Origin of the sequence: Hydrogenophaga sp. A37 (genome assembly GCF_002001205.1) — a bacterium.
Lineage (GTDB): Bacteria > Pseudomonadota > Gammaproteobacteria > Burkholderiales > Burkholderiaceae_C > Hydrogenophaga.
On record NZ_MUNZ01000086.1, the window covers coordinates 1 to 15522 of the forward strand.

11 protein-coding genes are annotated in these 15522 nt (G+C 60.9%); 2 read left to right on the forward strand and 9 right to left on the reverse strand.

Annotated features, from left to right (window positions below):
- The first annotated feature begins 177 nt into the window (after nucleotides 1-177).
- Both B0E41_RS08540 and B0E41_RS08545 read left to right on the forward strand, forming a co-directional pair.
- Complete coding sequence (locus tag B0E41_RS08540) at nucleotides 178-774, forward strand: hypothetical protein (protein ID WP_077330661.1); 597 nt, start codon at nucleotides 178-180, stop codon at nucleotides 772-774.
- Nucleotides 771-1865, forward strand: a complete 1095-nt coding sequence (locus tag B0E41_RS08545; protein WP_143433734.1) for a relaxase/mobilization nuclease domain-containing protein — start codon at nucleotides 771-773, stop codon at nucleotides 1863-1865. Before B0E41_RS08540 ends, B0E41_RS08545 begins: the two co-directional genes overlap by 4 nt.
- 51 nt (nucleotides 1866-1916) lie before the next feature.
- Here B0E41_RS08545 and B0E41_RS08550 read toward each other — a convergent pair whose 3' ends face one another.
- The 9 genes from B0E41_RS08550 to B0E41_RS08590 all read right to left on the reverse strand — a co-directional run bounded on the left by B0E41_RS08550 (nucleotide 1917) and on the right by B0E41_RS08590 (nucleotide 15501).
- Entirely contained in the window at nucleotides 1917-2849 is a 933-nt protein-coding gene (locus B0E41_RS08550; protein WP_077330662.1) for a DUF5655 domain-containing protein, read from the reverse strand.
- Nucleotides 2846-3709, reverse strand: a complete 864-nt coding sequence (locus tag B0E41_RS08555; protein ID WP_077330663.1) for a hypothetical protein — start codon at nucleotides 3707-3709, stop codon at nucleotides 2846-2848. Before B0E41_RS08555 ends, B0E41_RS08550 begins: the two co-directional genes overlap by 4 nt.
- Nucleotides 3706-5307 carry an AAA family ATPase gene (locus B0E41_RS08560; protein WP_077330664.1) on the reverse strand — a complete coding sequence of 534 codons (1602 nt, stop codon included), beginning with the start codon at nucleotides 5305-5307 and terminating at the stop codon, nucleotides 3706-3708. Before B0E41_RS08560 ends, B0E41_RS08555 begins: the two co-directional genes overlap by 4 nt.
- Nucleotides 5294-6874 carry a restriction endonuclease subunit S gene (locus tag B0E41_RS08565; protein WP_077330665.1) on the reverse strand — a complete coding sequence of 527 codons (1581 nt, stop codon included), beginning with the start codon at nucleotides 6872-6874 and terminating at the stop codon, nucleotides 5294-5296. The genes B0E41_RS08560 and B0E41_RS08565 overlap by 14 nt, the downstream gene beginning before the upstream one ends.
- The gene (locus B0E41_RS08570; RefSeq protein ID WP_077330666.1) at nucleotides 6867-7907 is read right to left on the reverse strand and encodes a PDDEXK nuclease domain-containing protein; all 1041 of its coding nucleotides are present in this window, start codon (nucleotides 7905-7907) and stop codon (nucleotides 6867-6869) included. The genes B0E41_RS08565 and B0E41_RS08570 overlap by 8 nt, the downstream gene beginning before the upstream one ends.
- Entirely contained in the window at nucleotides 7904-9481 is a 1578-nt protein-coding gene (locus tag B0E41_RS08575; protein WP_077330667.1) for an N-6 DNA methylase, read from the reverse strand. The genes B0E41_RS08570 and B0E41_RS08575 overlap by 4 nt, the downstream gene beginning before the upstream one ends.
- Before the next feature lie 11 nt (nucleotides 9482-9492).
- On the reverse strand, nucleotides 9493-12903 hold the full coding sequence (hsdR, locus tag B0E41_RS08580; protein WP_077330668.1) for a type I restriction-modification system endonuclease: 3411 nt from the start codon (nucleotides 12901-12903) through the stop codon (nucleotides 9493-9495).
- Nucleotides 12904-13082: 179 nt separating this feature from the next.
- Nucleotides 13083-14321, reverse strand: a complete 1239-nt coding sequence (locus B0E41_RS08585) for a DUF1173 domain-containing protein (protein WP_077330669.1) — start codon at nucleotides 14319-14321, stop codon at nucleotides 13083-13085.
- Between the two features lie 10 nt (nucleotides 14322-14331).
- The gene (locus B0E41_RS08590) at nucleotides 14332-15501 is read right to left on the reverse strand and encodes an LPD7 domain-containing protein (protein ID WP_077330670.1); all 1170 of its coding nucleotides are present in this window, start codon (nucleotides 15499-15501) and stop codon (nucleotides 14332-14334) included.
- Between the last annotated feature and the right edge of the window lie 21 nt (nucleotides 15502-15522).

Below are 15522 nucleotides of genomic sequence, written 5' to 3' on the forward strand. Positions count from 1 at the left end.
GTTGCTGGTGGCACTCCCGCGGGCCAGGACTGTCGATGACTACGAGGCCTTGCTGCCCTGGCGCATCACTGCGCTCAAGATCTGAACTGCGGGACAGCGCAAGGGGTGCGGTCTATTGACCGCTTACGGTTGTCTGACACGCTCACCCAGGGGTGAATCGTCGTCAGGAGACTCGGTATGGAACCCTCGTCACGAGACCGCATCAGCGTGGAACTACATGGCCTCAAGGCCCCGCTGATGGAGCGAGCGCAGGCCGTCGGCCTCTCGCCTTCCCACCTGGTGCGCCAGGTGCTGGCCGACGCGCTGGGGCGTCCTGCGCTGCAGAACGCCGAGGCCTGCCGCACACCTGTCCAGACTGATCAACCCTCCCGCACACGCCTGTGCCTGCGCATGCGGTCTGAAGACGCCGCAGCCACGCTGCAGGCCGCGCTCCGAGCGAGCATGGCCACCGGTGACTATGTCGCGGCCCTGGTGGCGGGTGTGCCGGTGGTCCTGGACGGAACAGGGTACGCGCAGACTTTGCAGGCGCTCACCGCATCCACGGACGAGCTGGCCCACTTCGGTCACCGCCTCTACCAGCTGAATGCACTGTTGCGCCGGGGTGATGTGGAGCCCATCCGCCCCTACGTCGGCATGCTCGAAACGCTGGCCCGTGACGTGCGCCGCCACCTTGACCATGTCTCGTGCGCCCTGGCCGACCTGCAACCGCGCCGCCCCAGCGCATCACCACTAGCCAGAAGAACCCATGCGGGCACCCGAAGGAGCCGACCATGAAAACATCCACCGGCGGCCGGCGTGCTGCCTTGTCCGTCACTTCGACCGTGCCTTCGTCCCTGGCCAGCGCTCCCCATGCACCCGACCTCGACGGCATCCTCATCACCTGGGGCGACCGCCTGTTCTATCCGGGCAACCGCATCGTCCAGGTTCGGCCCCAGCCCAAGCTGGGCGCTTCGGGCGCGCACCAGCGTGCCAACGCCATCCGCAATCGCATCGAACCCACCGTCGTTCGGCGTGCCCCGCAGGTCATGGTCAAAGTCACGGGAGGCGGGCGGAGCATTGCGGCCATTGCGGCGCACTTTCGCTACATCAGCAAAAACGGACGGTTGGAGATCGAGGACCAGCGCGGGGAAACCATGCAAGGCAAAGACAGCCTGCACCACCTGGCCGATGAGTGGCGCATGGGCGGCGCGCGCATTCCAGAAGACGCAGAGCCAGGCCAGCGGCGCCAGGCCTTCAACATCATGCTGTCGATGCCCCGCGGCACCGATCCGTTGATCGTGCAGCGCGCCGCACGGGAGTTTGCGCAGGCCGAGCTGGCTGACCACAAATACGTCATGGTGCTGCACGACCACCAGGCCAACCCACATGTGCACATCAGCGTGCGTGCCGTATCCAGGCTGGGCAAGCGCCTCAATCCGCGCAAGAACGACCTGCACCGCTGGCGCGAAACCTTCGCTGAGAAGTTGCGAGGCTATGGGGTGGAGGCAGAGGCCACGCGGCAAGTCACTCGCGCCAAATTCCACCAACCCGATCAGCTGTGGCGCCTGAAGGCACAAGAAGCTGGGCGCTTGCGCAAGGTCCGATCCAACGGGACCGAGGGGCCGAAGTTGCGTGCCTCCAGGGCCGCTGCTGTCGATGCATGGGTTCAGATCGGGCTGGCGCTCGCCGGATCGGGCCAGGCGACGGATCGACAACTGGCGAAACACATCGCCAGCTTCGTGAGGGGCATGGCGACCACTGACCAGACGGACGATCCGAAACGGAGCCCACGGATCCAAGAGCAGCAAGGGCAGCGCGACTCACGTCAAACCGATCCCCAACCTCAGCCTCCAAATTTGCCGCGAGACATTGACTATCCGCGTTGACGCAACCGCAGCAATCTGGGCAAGCCCACTGCGCAAGACGGTGACTTCAGTTCAGGCAGGGGCTCGCCCCTCGTATGCCGCTGCCAGAATCGGCTTGATCTCGTCAAACTCTTTCATTGTGGTCAAAGTGATTTCCACATCACCTGTTCCCCAATGCCCAATGGCGCTCACGTCCCTGGCGTTTTTCAACGCCTTCACCACCGGTGCAGGGTCAAGGTGCAGGTACAAAAGGACCCCCTTTTTTGCGAGCACCACGGTGGCGAAATTTTTCAGCCGTTTGAAGGCTACGTACAACTTCAGTTCTTTGGGCTGGACGTCATCACCCAGCGAAGTTGCATAGTTCACCAGTGAGGTCAACACCATCTTCAACTCTGGCGACAACGTGCTCAGGTGTTCGGCGTATGTTTTGTCGGTACCCCCGGTAACAGCCGACACCGGAGCCTTGCTGCCTTTGGTGATCTTGACTTTGCTGGCGGATGCAGTGCTTGCGTTGGCCAATTCAAACAACAGCAAGTCGTCACCAAACTTCCGGTAGCGGATCAGCTCGATGTTGCGGTTCATCTGTTGCACGGCGTGGCCATCGAACTTGGTGAAGTCTGCCGCGATGCACACCAAACGCGGGGCGCTCCAGTCGATGGCATCGGCAGCCGCTTTTTCCACCTTCTCTAGCACCAACAGCTTGAACTCGGCCTGGTGGTCCATCAGCCAGTCCAGGTAGTAAAGCCCTTGGTTGATCACGTTCTCACCCACCGAGCGCTTGTATTCGATGATCACCGGGCAGTGGTTTTCATCCAGTCCCAGTGAGTCGATGCGTCCGCCATGGGTCTTGCCGGTCCAGTACTCAGAGGCCAAGAAGCGGATGCCGAGAAAAGTTTGCAGGTTGCCCTCAATCAGGTTCTGCATCGGCTTTTCAAGGTCGGAAGCCGAGCCTTGCAGTTCAGCAGCTTGGCCTTTGGCGATTCGAAAGAGTTTGATGTCACTCATGCCACAGCCCCTGCCTGCTCCACCGGAACGCACAACTCTCCATAGCCCATGAGTCGCAGTTGTGCGCGCGCGGCTGAGGCGTACGGTCGCTGGGGTCCGGTTAGTCGTTGGAGCATGTCAATCTGTCCCGCTGCGGGCATATTGGTGGTGATAAAGGCTGAGGCGGCTTCGCTGATTTCGGCAGCTGAACGCTTCTGCTCCAACAGCTCGACAAGCTCCTGCACGAGACGCATTGCCTGCTTTCGCGCCGACACCAGTCCTGGCAGATCAAGGCTCAGTCGCTTGACTGTTTCTTCGACCCTTGTTCGGTCGGCGGCGCCCAAGCAGAGCTTAGTCGGGCCCATCCTTCCCTCCGCTGTGACCTCTATGAGCCTCACGTCGGCAAGGCGGGCAGGATCCAACAGCAGCGGACGCTCGACATCGAGACAGCGGTCATCCCATGTCGCGCGCATACTGCCCTGCATCAGAGGGAACCATGCGCCTTTGCCCACCGACTCCTCGGTGTCGTCATCACGGTTGATCTGATTCGAGCGTTGTGCCGCAAGCCGGAAGTTGTCCCACGAGAAAGAGAGCCAGGGGTAGCCGTCATCGCTCTCGGTGTCGCTGCGTTTGGCCTGCTTCTTCGGGCGGTAGTGGTCCACATCCTTAAAAGACTGGACACAGTCGCTCTCCGAGTACCAGCACTTACCGTATGACATTTTGGCCAGGTAGCGAGCGAACCCGCGCCACACATGGGACTTCTTTTCTATGAACTCCGAGCGCTTGTCCGGCGCGAGTATTTCTAACTGTGCTTGCGCGCGCTCAGCGACGCGCAACACTTTCTCGGGAATCAGGCTCGGATCTCGGCGGACGTAGATCACGGCTTGGCCTCTGAGGTAGTGAGCTTTTGGATTAGCGCCTTCATCGCACGCTGCCGTACTTCGACATCGGCGGGGCTCAGGGGCGGCCTGTCTGCGTAGCGCAGGTCATGCCAGGTGCGCAGGAAGTCTTGGTACAGCGGCTCCCGGTCTTCATTCAGGAACCCAAGTCGGGCAAGTTGGTCGTTCAATGCGATCAGCCTGCGCTGCTGCTCGTCGGTGCTGTCGGCCAACTGCACCAGCTCGTTGCGTTCGTCCACCAAGCGCTGGGTTTCTATGTCCAAGCTGCTCGCAAGGCCGAAGATCTCGGTCAGCGTGGCTGTGAAGCCCATGCCCCGCGGGTCGGCATAGGGCGCGGTTGCGGTCACGCAGCCATCGTCGGTTTGGGCAATCACGCGCACCTCATCCCGCGACAACGCCGAAATCGTCAGCGGGTTGTGCGAGGTCAGGATGATGTGGCAGTTGTCGGCTTCGGCAGCGATGCCAGTCCAGTCTTCAATCAGTTTGAGGTAGCTGTGTTGCCAGTGCGGGTTGAGGTGTGTGTCAGGCTCGTCTAGGAGGAACAATGCGCGCTTGCCGCGCGACACCCGAATCAAACCCAGCACCATCAGCAGCTGGCGCTCTCCGTCGGACAGATCGGCAAATCCCACATCGCCTGTTGCGTCGTTGTTGCGGGTCACCCAGACTTGCACTTCACGAATGAGATCGGAAATATCTACAGCCTCCAAGGCGTAAAACATCTCGCGCTCGTCAGCGAACAGCTCTGCTAGTTGCGTCAGGTGATCCAGCGTTGGCAAAAATGTTGCGTACTGTGCCTCCACCTGCCTCTTGTCCCGGTAGTCATCGATTGCGTCACCCTGCAGCGGGAACGGGTGAAATGCCAGACCCTTGAGTCGGCGAGCCGCACTGCCCGCCGGACCGGCAGCACCCCATAGCTCTTCAGGTTGGAGTTTCTGGCTTTTGTCGTACCAAGAAGGCTCCCTAAATAAAGCCAGAAGTGAATGAAAACCTGTAATCCCCAGCTTGCTAGCCAGCTCCTGCTTCACCTTGGGAGCGGGAAATGCAAACAATGCCATTAGCGCTAGGACTCCATGGATTGGGCGGCAATAGAACAATCGCCTTTTCTCTTGTGCTTCCGCGACTTTCGCTACAACGTCTTGCCGTTTGATCGCGTCGTAGTAGCGCCGCTGGTGCGCATCAAATAGTGTCTCCAAGCGACGGCTTCCCCCAGAGTAGTAGCCGAAGACCAAGTCAGGAAACCAATCGCGCTTCCTTGCTTCAAAGACCGACTTTGCGACTTTTACCCCGTCGACCAAGACTGTGAGTGTTTCCGTCTCGTTTGACGCGTTAACTGTGACACCACCAATCCTGTAGGTAATACGAAACTTGAAGTTTGGTTTGAACTGGCTCAGACCTCCCACCTTGGGAGTGGTGTGTACGAAATCTACCCATCGAAAAATCTGGGTGATGGCTTCAATCAGGTTTGACTTTCCCGCGCCGTTTTGGCCGATCAGAACGGTGGTCAGCTTGCCCTCGTCAAAGTCCACCTCCAACTGCCTGAGGTTCTTGAAGCCGTCGATGTATACCTTATCCAGCCGCATGACCGGGCTCCAGCGAGGTGGTGTTGTCCTTCACCAGGCCCTGCTCCACTTCCCAGGCCAGTTGTTTGTAGAAATCGGCCACAGGCAATTCGGAAACCTTGAACAGCACTTGGGCCGCCACCGGCTCGCCCAGGCGGCGCAGGTGCCCGGCCAGATAGGGTTTGCCTTTTACGTCGTCGTCTTGTCTGCTCTTGGTCATGTCGGCGGATTCCTTGGGGACACGCGCAGCACGCGGCGCACGCGGTTGGCGAATCTTGGCAACGAGCGTGGCACTTTCGCGTTGAGCTGCAATGCGCGCGAGCAACGCGCTGGCCGGTTCGTCGCTGGGATCTTGTGGCAACAGCTCGCCACGGAAGGCTTTGGCCAGCACCAAAGGGGTCAGGCGCTGGGCTTGGGCACAGGCTGCGTTGTAACAGGCTTCTATTCTGTCGGCCAACTTAAACAGCGCCTCAACTCGGCGAACTATTTGTGCTTGCTCAATTAGCGGCGGCAATTGAATTGGAATGCCTTTAACCTTGGAGAGGTTCAAGTTGGGCTGATTGCCACCTTCAGCCAGTGCACGCATCTGCTCGTACTGAACCAATAATGCCAACTTCACAAACGCTGTGCTTGCTTGAGACTCATCAACGCTTACAGCTGCACACGCTTGATTGATCGTGGCGTGAATTCGAAGCTCTGTGATCTGACCTCGCGTTTTCCCCTCGCCATACATAGCCACCAACAGTGTTCCCGGCGCATACACCTTGAGACGATGAGCAGTAATGGCTGCGGGTGTCACATACTCTCGCGCCTCATCCACATATGGTCGCCCCGTCGCGGCACTCGTGATCCAAGGTGTTCCCGAATCCGCAAAGTAGCTGCTGTTTGATCGCAGAGGCGTTGACCCCGTACCTACATCCGCAATATTTCCGAGCGTCGTCGACTGCGAAGCATTCATCTCAATGGCAGCACCATCACGCCACTCAGCAGTGAGCTCTCCCGTCAAAGCAAGCTCCAATACAGCTTGCCGAAACCGTTTGAGAAGACTAGGGATGGTGTCGAGGCGGTGATGGCAAGCGTTGATCCGGGCCAGCAGAGAGTCGAGTTGGTCGGCGATGCGGGTTTGTTCTGCAGACGGTGCTATGGGGGCGACATATGCGCGGACATCCTTTGTTCGGATCGCTGGGTACAGAGCACCCTGAACAAGTTCGGACATTGCGGATACGAAATGCTCCGTCCGCACTTGGTAGGCCAGCCACCGTGGATCAATTCCGTCGAGAGGCCTCAAAACGTCGAAACCTGTTGAGGCGATTTGTCCATCCAACGATGGTGGTACCAAAGCCACCGTATTCAAGTTGGGCCGTGTCATTGATACTAGGGTGTCGCCCTTTGCGACTTGCTTGCGAGCCCTGCTTGGTGCATCTTTGCCAAGCAGCACCTGTGGTGTAGTGATGGTTTTCGTGTCCCGATCAACAGACCCGATGTCGATGTAGGTGAATGTTTCAGTCTCGCCAGGGACGCGCTGAGGTACTTCGCTTGAAATGGCAGACAGCGGCGCTGTGGTCCAGCTTTCTGGCAGTTCATTCATCGTTGCCACCTTCCAGCAGCAACCCGCGCCGCGCCAGTCGCTCACGTGCTTCCACCAGCGCCTCGTGCAACCGCTGTTCCAGTTCGGCCTTCGGAGGCAGCTCGGTCCAGTACTCGGCCACGGTGATGCCGTCTTTGTGCATCTGCAGCAGCTCCACCTGTTCGCGGCTGGATTCGGCGCAGAGGATGAGGCCGATGGGCGCTTCTTCCCCGGCCTGGCGCTCGTGTTTGTCCAGCCACTTCAGGTACAGCTCCATCTGGCCTTTGTGCGCGGCTTTGAAGCGGCCGAGCTTGAGCTCGATGGCCACCAGCCGGCGCAGCCGGCGGTGAAAGAACAGCAGGTCAAGGTAGAAGTCTTCACCGTCGATGACCATGCGCTTTTGCCGTTCGACAAAGGCAAAACCCCGGCCCAGTTCCAGGATGAAGGCTTCGAGCTGGCGCAGGATGGCGGCTTCGAGGTCGGCCTCGTCGTGGCCCTGGCGCAGGCCCAGGAAGTCCAGAAAGTAGGGGTCTTTGAAGACGAGGGCAGGGGGCGTGTCGGTCGGTGCCGGTAGCGGCGCTGCCTGGGTGCTGGCAATCTCGCTGCGCTCGTAGGCTTTGCGTTCGATCTGGCGGCGCAGCTCGCGCACGCTCCAGGCTTGCTGGGCGCACTGCTGGGCGTAGAACGCGCGCGCCTCGGCGGTTTTGAGCGGCAGCAGGTCCACCACGTGGCTCCAGCTCAATTGTCGCGACAGTGTCGCGACAATCTCCGGGTCGGGGAACGTCTGCGCAAACTGCACCATGCGGCGCAGGTTCTTGGTTTCGAAACCACGGCCAAATTCCTGGGCCAGCTGCTGGCCGAGCCGGGTCATGACCTGGCTGCCGTACTGGGCGCGTTCGCCGCCCAGTACGGCAGCCAGGCGGAGACCAACGCTCCAGTACAGGCGGGTGAGTTCGGCGTTGACGGCGCTGGCCAGGCGCTGGCGGCTGCTGGCGATGAGCGCACGCAGCTCCGCGTGCAGGCTGTCGGCGGGCGTGGGCGTCAGCTTGCTCATGCCTGGGCCTCTTGCCCGGTTTCGTCGATCAACAGGTCGTCCAGCGCGGCGTCGGGGTCTTCGCCCAGTTCTTCGAGCAGGGCACGCAGTTCCGCCATGGCGCCGCCCAGCTCGCGCTGCAGCAGCCGGGCCACCAGGGCGGGGTCGTCGCGCTGGGCTTCGGCGGTTTCGGCGCTGTCGTCTTTGAGCCAGGCGATGTCGAGGTTGTCGCCACGGGCGGCAATCTGTTCGCGGGTGAACTTGCGCCAGCGGCCGGTTTCGCCCGTGTCCACGCGTTTGGCCAGTGCTGCGGGGCCACCCTTCGGGTCGTCGCCAAACACGTTTTCAAACTTGTCGCTCGGCTGGCTGTCTGGCGCGCCCTTTGGGGTGCGGAAGTAGTCGCGCGTGAACGGGGTGCGCTTGCCGAACTGGGGCATGTTGGCGCGCATGTCGTACACCCAGACCTCTTTGGTATTGCCCTTGTCCTTTTCCCCCTTGGTGAAGAAGAGCACGTTGGTCTTGACGCCTTGCGCGTAAAAGATACCGGTAGGCAGGCGCAGGATGGTGTGGAGGTTGCACTTCTCCATCAAGTCACGGCGGATGTCGGTGCCCACGTTGCTTTCAAAGAGCACGTTGTCGGGCAGTACCACGGCGGCGCGGCCGCCCGGCTTGAGGCTGCGGTAGATGTGCTGCAGGAAGGCGAACTGCTTGTTGCTGGTGATGTAGGTGAGGTCGGTCCGGGTGGGGAGGCCGCCGCCTTTTTTTGTGCCAAAGGGCGGGTTGGAGAGGATCAGCGTGGCCGGAGGCAACTGCCTGTGGTCGTCGCTCAGGGTGTCGCCGTAGTCCACGCCTCCTTCAATGCCGTGCAGCAGCATGTTCATCAGCGCCAGGCGGTGGGTGTCTTGCACCAGCTCCATGCCGTAGAAGGTGTGGTGGCGATATGTCTTTTGCTGTGCTTCCGTGCGCCCCTCATCCGGGTACTTGGTCTTCAGGTAGCTATGTGCGGCGATGAGAAAACCGGCTGTTCCAGCTGCAGGGTCCTGGATTACATCTCCGAGCCTGGGTTTGAGCACTTCGACAATGCTTTCGATCAGATGCCGAGGCGTGAAGTACTGACCTGCGCCGCTTTTCTTTTCAGTGGCGTTGCGCTCCAGCAGGTTTTCGTAAAGTTCGCCAAGGTCGTCGCGCTGGATGCTGTACCAGTCGAGCGCGTCAATTTCGGTGACGAGCTTGCTCAGCGTGGCTGGCTTGGTGATGAAAGTATTGGAGTTGACATAGATCGCGTGCACGGCGCCCTGACCATGCAGGCCGTAGTCCAGCAGCATTTCCTTGTAGGTGTCGAGCCGGTCGGGCGCGGAGGCGCTAATCAGGTCGGCCCAGCGCACGCCGGGCTGCAACAGCTTTGGCTCGCCTTTCTTGGGCGACTTGAACACGGTCAGGCGTTCTTCCTGCCCGGTCTCCTGCATCATTTTCAGGAATAGCAGGTAGGTGAGTTCGCTCAGGTACTGGTGGTAGGTGACACCGTCGTCGCGCAGCACGTTGCAGAGCGACCAGAGCTTGGCGCCGATATCGAGCGCAGCATTGGGGTTGGACATGGGGTTCGGGTTCAGCGTTGTGCAGACTGGGGCGGCGGTGCCCACAGCGCATCGTTAAAGGCTTCCAGCACGGGCTGGAGTTGGCCATTGAAGATTTTGTCGAGGCGGTTGAAGCCGCCGCCTTCGCGTTTGAAGATGAGGTCGGGGTCGTCGAGCGAGGCGCGGTCCACCAGCAGGTTGGCTTTGGTCTGAGCGGCGATGCGTTTGAGCCAGTCGCGCTGCGGGTTGGTCCAGGCAACGCCGCCGGGTGGTTTCGCCAGCAGGGTTTGCAGGGCGTGGTCCACACGCTCGGCGTAGGGGAGCAGGGCATCGCCCACGGCGGCCTGGCGAATATAGCCAATGATGCGGGCGGCAATGTCCTGGTTGCTGAGTTCGCGCCAGGCAGTGGCGAGGCGGGCCTCGGTGTAGCCGGCCTTGTCCAGCGCCAGCACCAGCTCTTTGAGCTGCTGGCGGGTGAGGTCGCGCGGGCGTGTGAGCACGGTGAGCAGCGCGGGCAGTTCGTTTCCGTGGCTATCGATGAAGGCTTTAAATTCCTTGAGGTAGTCCTCGGGGCGGGTGGCCTTTCCGTAGCCGCGTTCGACGTTTTTCAGCTGGTCAGGGTGGTCCGAGACGTACATGCCCTGGCCACTGCCTTCGTGCTTGCGGTCGAGAATTTCGCCCAGATCGGGGTGCTGCGCAAACCACTTGGCCAGTTCGTTCAAGGGGAGGGCACGGACCTTTTTGACGAAGTCATCTGGCGACATGCCGGCCTTGACTTCAAAGTCCTGGATGTCTTTGCCTTTGAGGTGGCGCTTCTTGACCTGGAACTTGGCGAGGAACTGATCGCGAACAAGTTCGCGGGCCGCGTCGTCGGCGACGGTGAGCAGTTCGCCTTCGAGTTGCGAGAAGCTGATGTTGGGGTTGACCACCACGGGTTTCATGGCGGTCATGTTCCCGATGTTCTCAAAAACGCGGACGGCATCGATGACTCTGAAGCTGTCTTTGGCTTCTCCGTCAAAGTCGCAGAGACGGGTGGCACGGCCGAGCATTTGGTCAAAAAGAATGCGGCTGTTCACCTGGCGCAGGAAGACGAGGTTGCAGATTTCAGGAACGTCGATACCGGTGGTGAGCAGGTCCACCGTGACCGCCACATTGGGGAGGCGTTCGTTTTTGTAGCGGCGGATGAGTTCCAGGGGTTTGTCGGCATCGCCGGTGATCTTGATGACGGCGTCGTCTTCCACCGCGCCGTATTGGGTTTCAAACGCCTTTTTGAGGACTTCAACCACCAGATCGGCGTGGCTGCTGCTGACGCAGAAGATCAGGGTCTTGCGGCGCCCGCTCGGGTCCAGTTCCTGTGCCAGGTATTGGCACACCACCTCGTTGAATGGGCGGGTGATGACTTTGCGGTTGAAGTCTTCAACCTGGAGCTTGATTTCGTCCGGCGCCTTGAACAGGTCGATCTGGTTCTTGGTGACGTCGTAGACCTTGACGTCTTCGCCCACGCGCCACGTCATGCCGTGGGTAGACAGCTCGGTGTAGAGCTGAATGGGTGGCTCGTAGTCCACCAGGAAGCCATCGACCACGGCCTCGCGGTAGGTGTACGAGTACACCGGTGCGCCAAAGATTTCTGTGGTGTGCAGCGCCGGGGTGGCGGTCAGGCCGATCTTGGTGGCATCGAAGTAGTCGAGTACCCGGCGGTATTTGGAGATGTAGTCGTCGAACCCACGAAAGGCCATTTCGGTGTCGGACATTTCGCGGTCCAGCGTGTAGCCGCGGTGGCATTCGTCGATGACGATGCAGTCGAACTGGTCCACGGTGGGGGGCGCCACGCCATCGGCTGGAAACAGCACCCGTTTCATCATGCCTTGCACGGTGGCCACCTGGACGCCCGTGTCCTCGTCGGGCATCTGTTCGTCCAGTTCCTTGATACCGAACACGTCAGCAAAGGTCTGCAGACGTTCCATGCGGGTGTCTTTGAAAGCGTTGGCGGCCTGGATGCCCAACGCTGAACGATCCACCAGGAACAGGATGCGACGGAAGCGCTTGGCCTTGAGCAGGCGGTAGATGAGCGCGACGCAGGTTTTGGTTTTGCCGGTGCCGGTGGCCATGGCCAGCAGGATTTCGCGCTGGCCCTGGCTGATGCGGCGCTCGGTTTCCTGGATGGCAGTTTGCTGGTAGTGCCGCAGCGGGAAGCCGTAGTGGAAGGCGGTGTTGCTCAGTTCCTGGTCTGCGCGGGCCTCGTCACGGGCGAGCAGGACCTGCAGACCCTGCGGCGAGTACCAGCCGTCCAAGGCATGGGCGAGGTTCTCCGGGCGACGCAGGTCGCAGAACCAGATGCCGCTTTTGGTGGCCAGCTGGCGCAGGTAAGGGCGCCCGTTGGTGGCGAAGACAAAGGGGATGCGGTACTCGCCACGTTCGCCCCAGTTTTCTTCGTGGAGAAAGGTCTCCGAGCTGGCGCCGAAAGTGCGGCTGTAGCGCTTGCTTTGCTGTAACGCGGCCGAAACGTCTTTGGCTTCGCGTTTCGCTTCCACCACCGCCAGAGGTGTGAGGCCTTGAAAAAGCACGTAGTCGGCCGAGTAGCCCTCGCAGGGCCATTCGGCGATAGCGATGTTGCGGCCTCGCTCCGGACGGGTGCCTTTGCTGTAGCGCAAGATTTCGGTGTCGGCTTCCCAGCCGGCCTGGCGCAGCTGTTCATCGACCAGTCGCCGGGTCTGGGATTCGTCCAGAACCACCTGCGAGGCGGCGGCGGTGGCAAACGACAGCAGCTGGGTCTTGTTGAACTGAGGTGCCGCCTTGACTTCGGTCTGCAGGGCTTCAAGGCGCTGGCCGAGTTGTGCTTTGGCTTCTTCGGCTTCGGTGGCGACCTGTTCCCACACCGTGCGCTCTTCGGCCATGGTGGAAAGTTGCGACTGGGCCTGGGTCAGCTGGTTCTGAACCTGCTGGTGCTTGGATTGGTACTCGACCACCGCCTGGCGAAGCTCATCCAGCTGGCTTTTAAGTTCGGCGCCCTCGTCGGCGGGCGGTGTCGGCGGTAGGAACGGGCCGGAGCGGTATTCAGGATCTTTGAACGTACGGTGAAACCAGAGCACCAATTGCCAGGCGAACCGAAGGGAAGTCAGGGCTTTGGCGTGGTTGCCTTCAAGCGCGTGGTTGGCGGCGTTGCCCGCCACACGAATCTGGTCCAGCAGCTGCTTGATTTCCCGAGGCAGGAAACCATCGGCCTGAAGACGCCGGATCAGGTCGTATTGGGACTCATCGGCCGAGGTGTACAGGCCGATCCGGGCGGCGACCGTCTGGGTCAGCAGTTCGGCGAGCTGGCGAAGCTTCAGCAGACTGGTGTTCGGGTCGTCTGAAAAGTACCGCTCCGCCAGGGCGCCGAGACGCCAGAGCTGCTGCTCATAGGGTTTGAGCAGATCGAAATTGGAACGCTTACTCCCTTGCATGTTCAGCCGTCGTTTTGTTGGTGAATTCTGCAGACGTTGCAAAACAGATTGCGTCTGAGTTTAGTGGACTCGGCATCGGCGCAATGGGCTGGCGGGCGTGGGGTGAATTCGCCCAGATTGCCGGCGGCTTCTGAGATGCGCGGGAGCAATCCAGCGCAATTCGATTGCGCTGCATCCAATCAGGCGAGGGCTTCCGTTCTGACGGTTGGGAACGGGGGAAGAGGTTGCTGGGATGGGTGCCATACCCAGTGGCGGGCTGGCGAGTCTTGCGCTGAAGGTGGCTCCACAGAGCGCTCTTCGAGGGAGCCGCTTTCTGTTGCGATGTACAGCGCGAACGGATCGCCCAGATCGGTGAGCACGGCGCTGGCCATGCTGGTGCCTGCGCACAGGTTGTAGCGAAGGGTCTTCACAAAGCTTCGCCGACAGCTGACTAATGCCCGGACGAGGTGGGCTTCATGGGGGCTGTCCACCGGAATCCACTCCGGGGTGAAAGTGACCAACGAAAGGGAATCGATCGTGGGCAGCCTTGAATAGCTGACGCAAAAGGTTCCGATCATGACCAGATGGATGGAATCGAAGGCGCCCCAAAGCGCCAGCTCGCCTGCAAAGCGGCGCTCCAGCTGGCGGAACAAGCGCTCGTCGATGGCGAAGGCTTGATCGGGGACATGTTTGATGACCGCCCTGAAACCGTACCGTGACGGCACGATCTCCTTGACTTCGCCAATCAGAAGCATGAGTTGGCTGGGTTTGCCGGGTTGTGCCAAGGCGCTGGTCCATCCGGCGAGGCGGCGCGCGTTGATGGGGTCGCGATGCTCTACAGAGAACACTTCGGGCACGTACAGGCGGTTCTGCAGTGCGCTGCCACGCGCGAACTTGTGCGTTGCGGCTAAAAGCAGATGCCGACGGACGATGGCCCAGTTTCGCTTGCCCGTGAAACCCGGGTGCCAGTGGGTCAGTTCGGCCTGGTCCCACAGGTAGTGGAGCAGGGCTCGCAGACTGAGCTTCTGACCTTGGGATGAGATGTTGGGCGATGTGCTGGCGGCGGGAGGTTGGGACGATCTGCCGGGCAGTTTGGACAGGGGGAAATCGAGCTTCAATGCCGTTTCACCCGTGGCGGGGTTTTCCACGATGGCGGTGCCGACCAGTTGGCCCAGGCCAGACAGTTCGGCAGGCAGTTCATAGGAGGGGCATAAGGTGGCATGCTGACTCCCTGTATTGGGCATGCGCTTGACGATGTAGCCATTCATCAAGCGGACCACGTACATCTCGATGCCGTCTCCGTCTGGGCGACACAAACAGCGGGGGCGCTGGTGGTTCGCGTAGGCCTCGGCAATGGCATCGGCGAAATCCGGCGCGTCTTTCACCCTGCGCTGACCACCGATGTCGTACACCACGTGTGGCACACAGTCGCTGTGCATGGTGGCACCCTCACCGAACGGGCGATACCCGCTCGCGGGTGCGCTGCTGTTCCTGCTTGGGTACCACGGCCGGGCGCTGGGACGGTGCGTTCTTGTCGTAGACCTTGACCTTGAGCGTGTGACCGTCGCGGATGCGTTGAGCCAGCTTTTCGGTGGCGGCGGCCATGATGGCCATGCGCTGCTTATCTGGCACGCGATTGGCCACCAGAATGGCCTCGACAGCTGCCAACACGGCTTTGCGTCCACCGCTTCCACGGCCAGCAGGCTTGTCGCCGAGTGAGCTACCCTGGCTGGCGTTCGATTCCCGGCCAGGTTCGATGCGGTTGACTTGCCGCAGTTCGCGTTCCACCTTTAGGCGTTCCAGATCGGCTGGGTTGGGTTCGTAGCCCAGTGTTTTCACACCACGAGCGGCGGCCTCCAGCCACACCAGGCGTTTGAAGTCCTCATTGCCAGACACCCGCAGGGAATGCCAGTTGCGGGCCTCCGCCACGTCCAACATGGACCGGGCCACAGACGGGCTGTTGGTTTCCGTTGCCAGTCGGAAGGTGGATTCGGTGAAAGCGACACGCGAGGTGTCGCCTTTGAACCGGTACTCGGTCAGGCCTATCTTGACGTCACCCACGGTGACTGGTGCCCGTTTGATGAGGTAGCGGTCCAGCAAGGAGGCTTCGAGCTTGGCCACCAAGGCGGCGCGTTCGGACTGGGCATCCATTCGCGCCGTGGCTTGGGGATCGGTGGTCTCTTGAATCAGTGGCTCCTTCAGCGTCGAAGGCAGGGGGATGACGTTGGTGGGCGCCTGCTGTGTATTGGGCTCTGGGCTGGATGTAGCCCGTGGGATGGCTTGCTCGCCGCGTTGTGGATTGCGCGGTTCTTCGCGCTGCCACTGGCCATCTACCTTGTGTATGAACGACCTTTGGTCTCTTGCATCCAGCACCACGAAGCGGTTGGCCCCGAGCTGATCGGCTTTGGCCACCATGTCTTGGAGACGGTCACTGCGGTAGGTGAGGTCGGCGAAGGGGTCGCGCAATTCGTAGCGCTCGCCTGGCTCTGGTTCGGGCGCCTGGAACGTCCGGATGGCCACCGGGGCGCGGTTGGCGGGTTCCACCGTGCCGCCCTGGGATATAGGGGCATCCGAAGTGGACAGGTTCACACGTCGGGCGGGAGTATTGCTGTCGTCCATGGAAACCTCCTGTGGTTGGAG

Bases quoted from the DNA above. Each gene is read 5' to 3' on its own strand.
- B0E41_RS08540 (WP_077330661.1), top strand. From the start codon at position 178: ATGGAACCCTCGTCACGAGACCGCATCAGCGTGGAACTACATGGCCTC.
- B0E41_RS08545 (WP_143433734.1), top strand. From the start codon at position 771: ATGAAAACATCCACCGGCGGCCGGCGTGCTGCCTTGTCCGTCACTTCG.
- B0E41_RS08550 (WP_077330662.1), bottom strand. From the start codon at position 2,849: ATGAGTGACATCAAACTCTTTCGAATCGCCAAAGGCCAAGCTGCTGAA.
- B0E41_RS08560 (WP_077330664.1), bottom strand. From the start codon at position 5,307: ATGCGGCTGGATAAGGTATACATCGACGGCTTCAAGAACCTCAGGCAG.
- B0E41_RS08565 (WP_077330665.1), bottom strand. From the start codon at position 6,874: ATGAATGAACTGCCAGAAAGCTGGACCACAGCGCCGCTGTCTGCCATT.
- B0E41_RS08570 (WP_077330666.1), bottom strand. From the start codon at position 7,907: ATGAGCAAGCTGACGCCCACGCCCGCCGACAGCCTGCACGCGGAGCTG.
- B0E41_RS08575 (WP_077330667.1), bottom strand. From the start codon at position 9,481: ATGTCCAACCCCAATGCTGCGCTCGATATCGGCGCCAAGCTCTGGTCG.
- hsdR (WP_077330668.1), bottom strand. From the start codon at position 12,903: ATGCAAGGGAGTAAGCGTTCCAATTTCGATCTGCTCAAACCCTATGAG.
- B0E41_RS08585 (WP_077330669.1), bottom strand. From the start codon at position 14,321: ATGCACAGCGACTGTGTGCCACACGTGGTGTACGACATCGGTGGTCAG.
- B0E41_RS08590 (WP_077330670.1), bottom strand. From the start codon at position 15,501: ATGGACGACAGCAATACTCCCGCCCGACGTGTGAACCTGTCCACTTCG.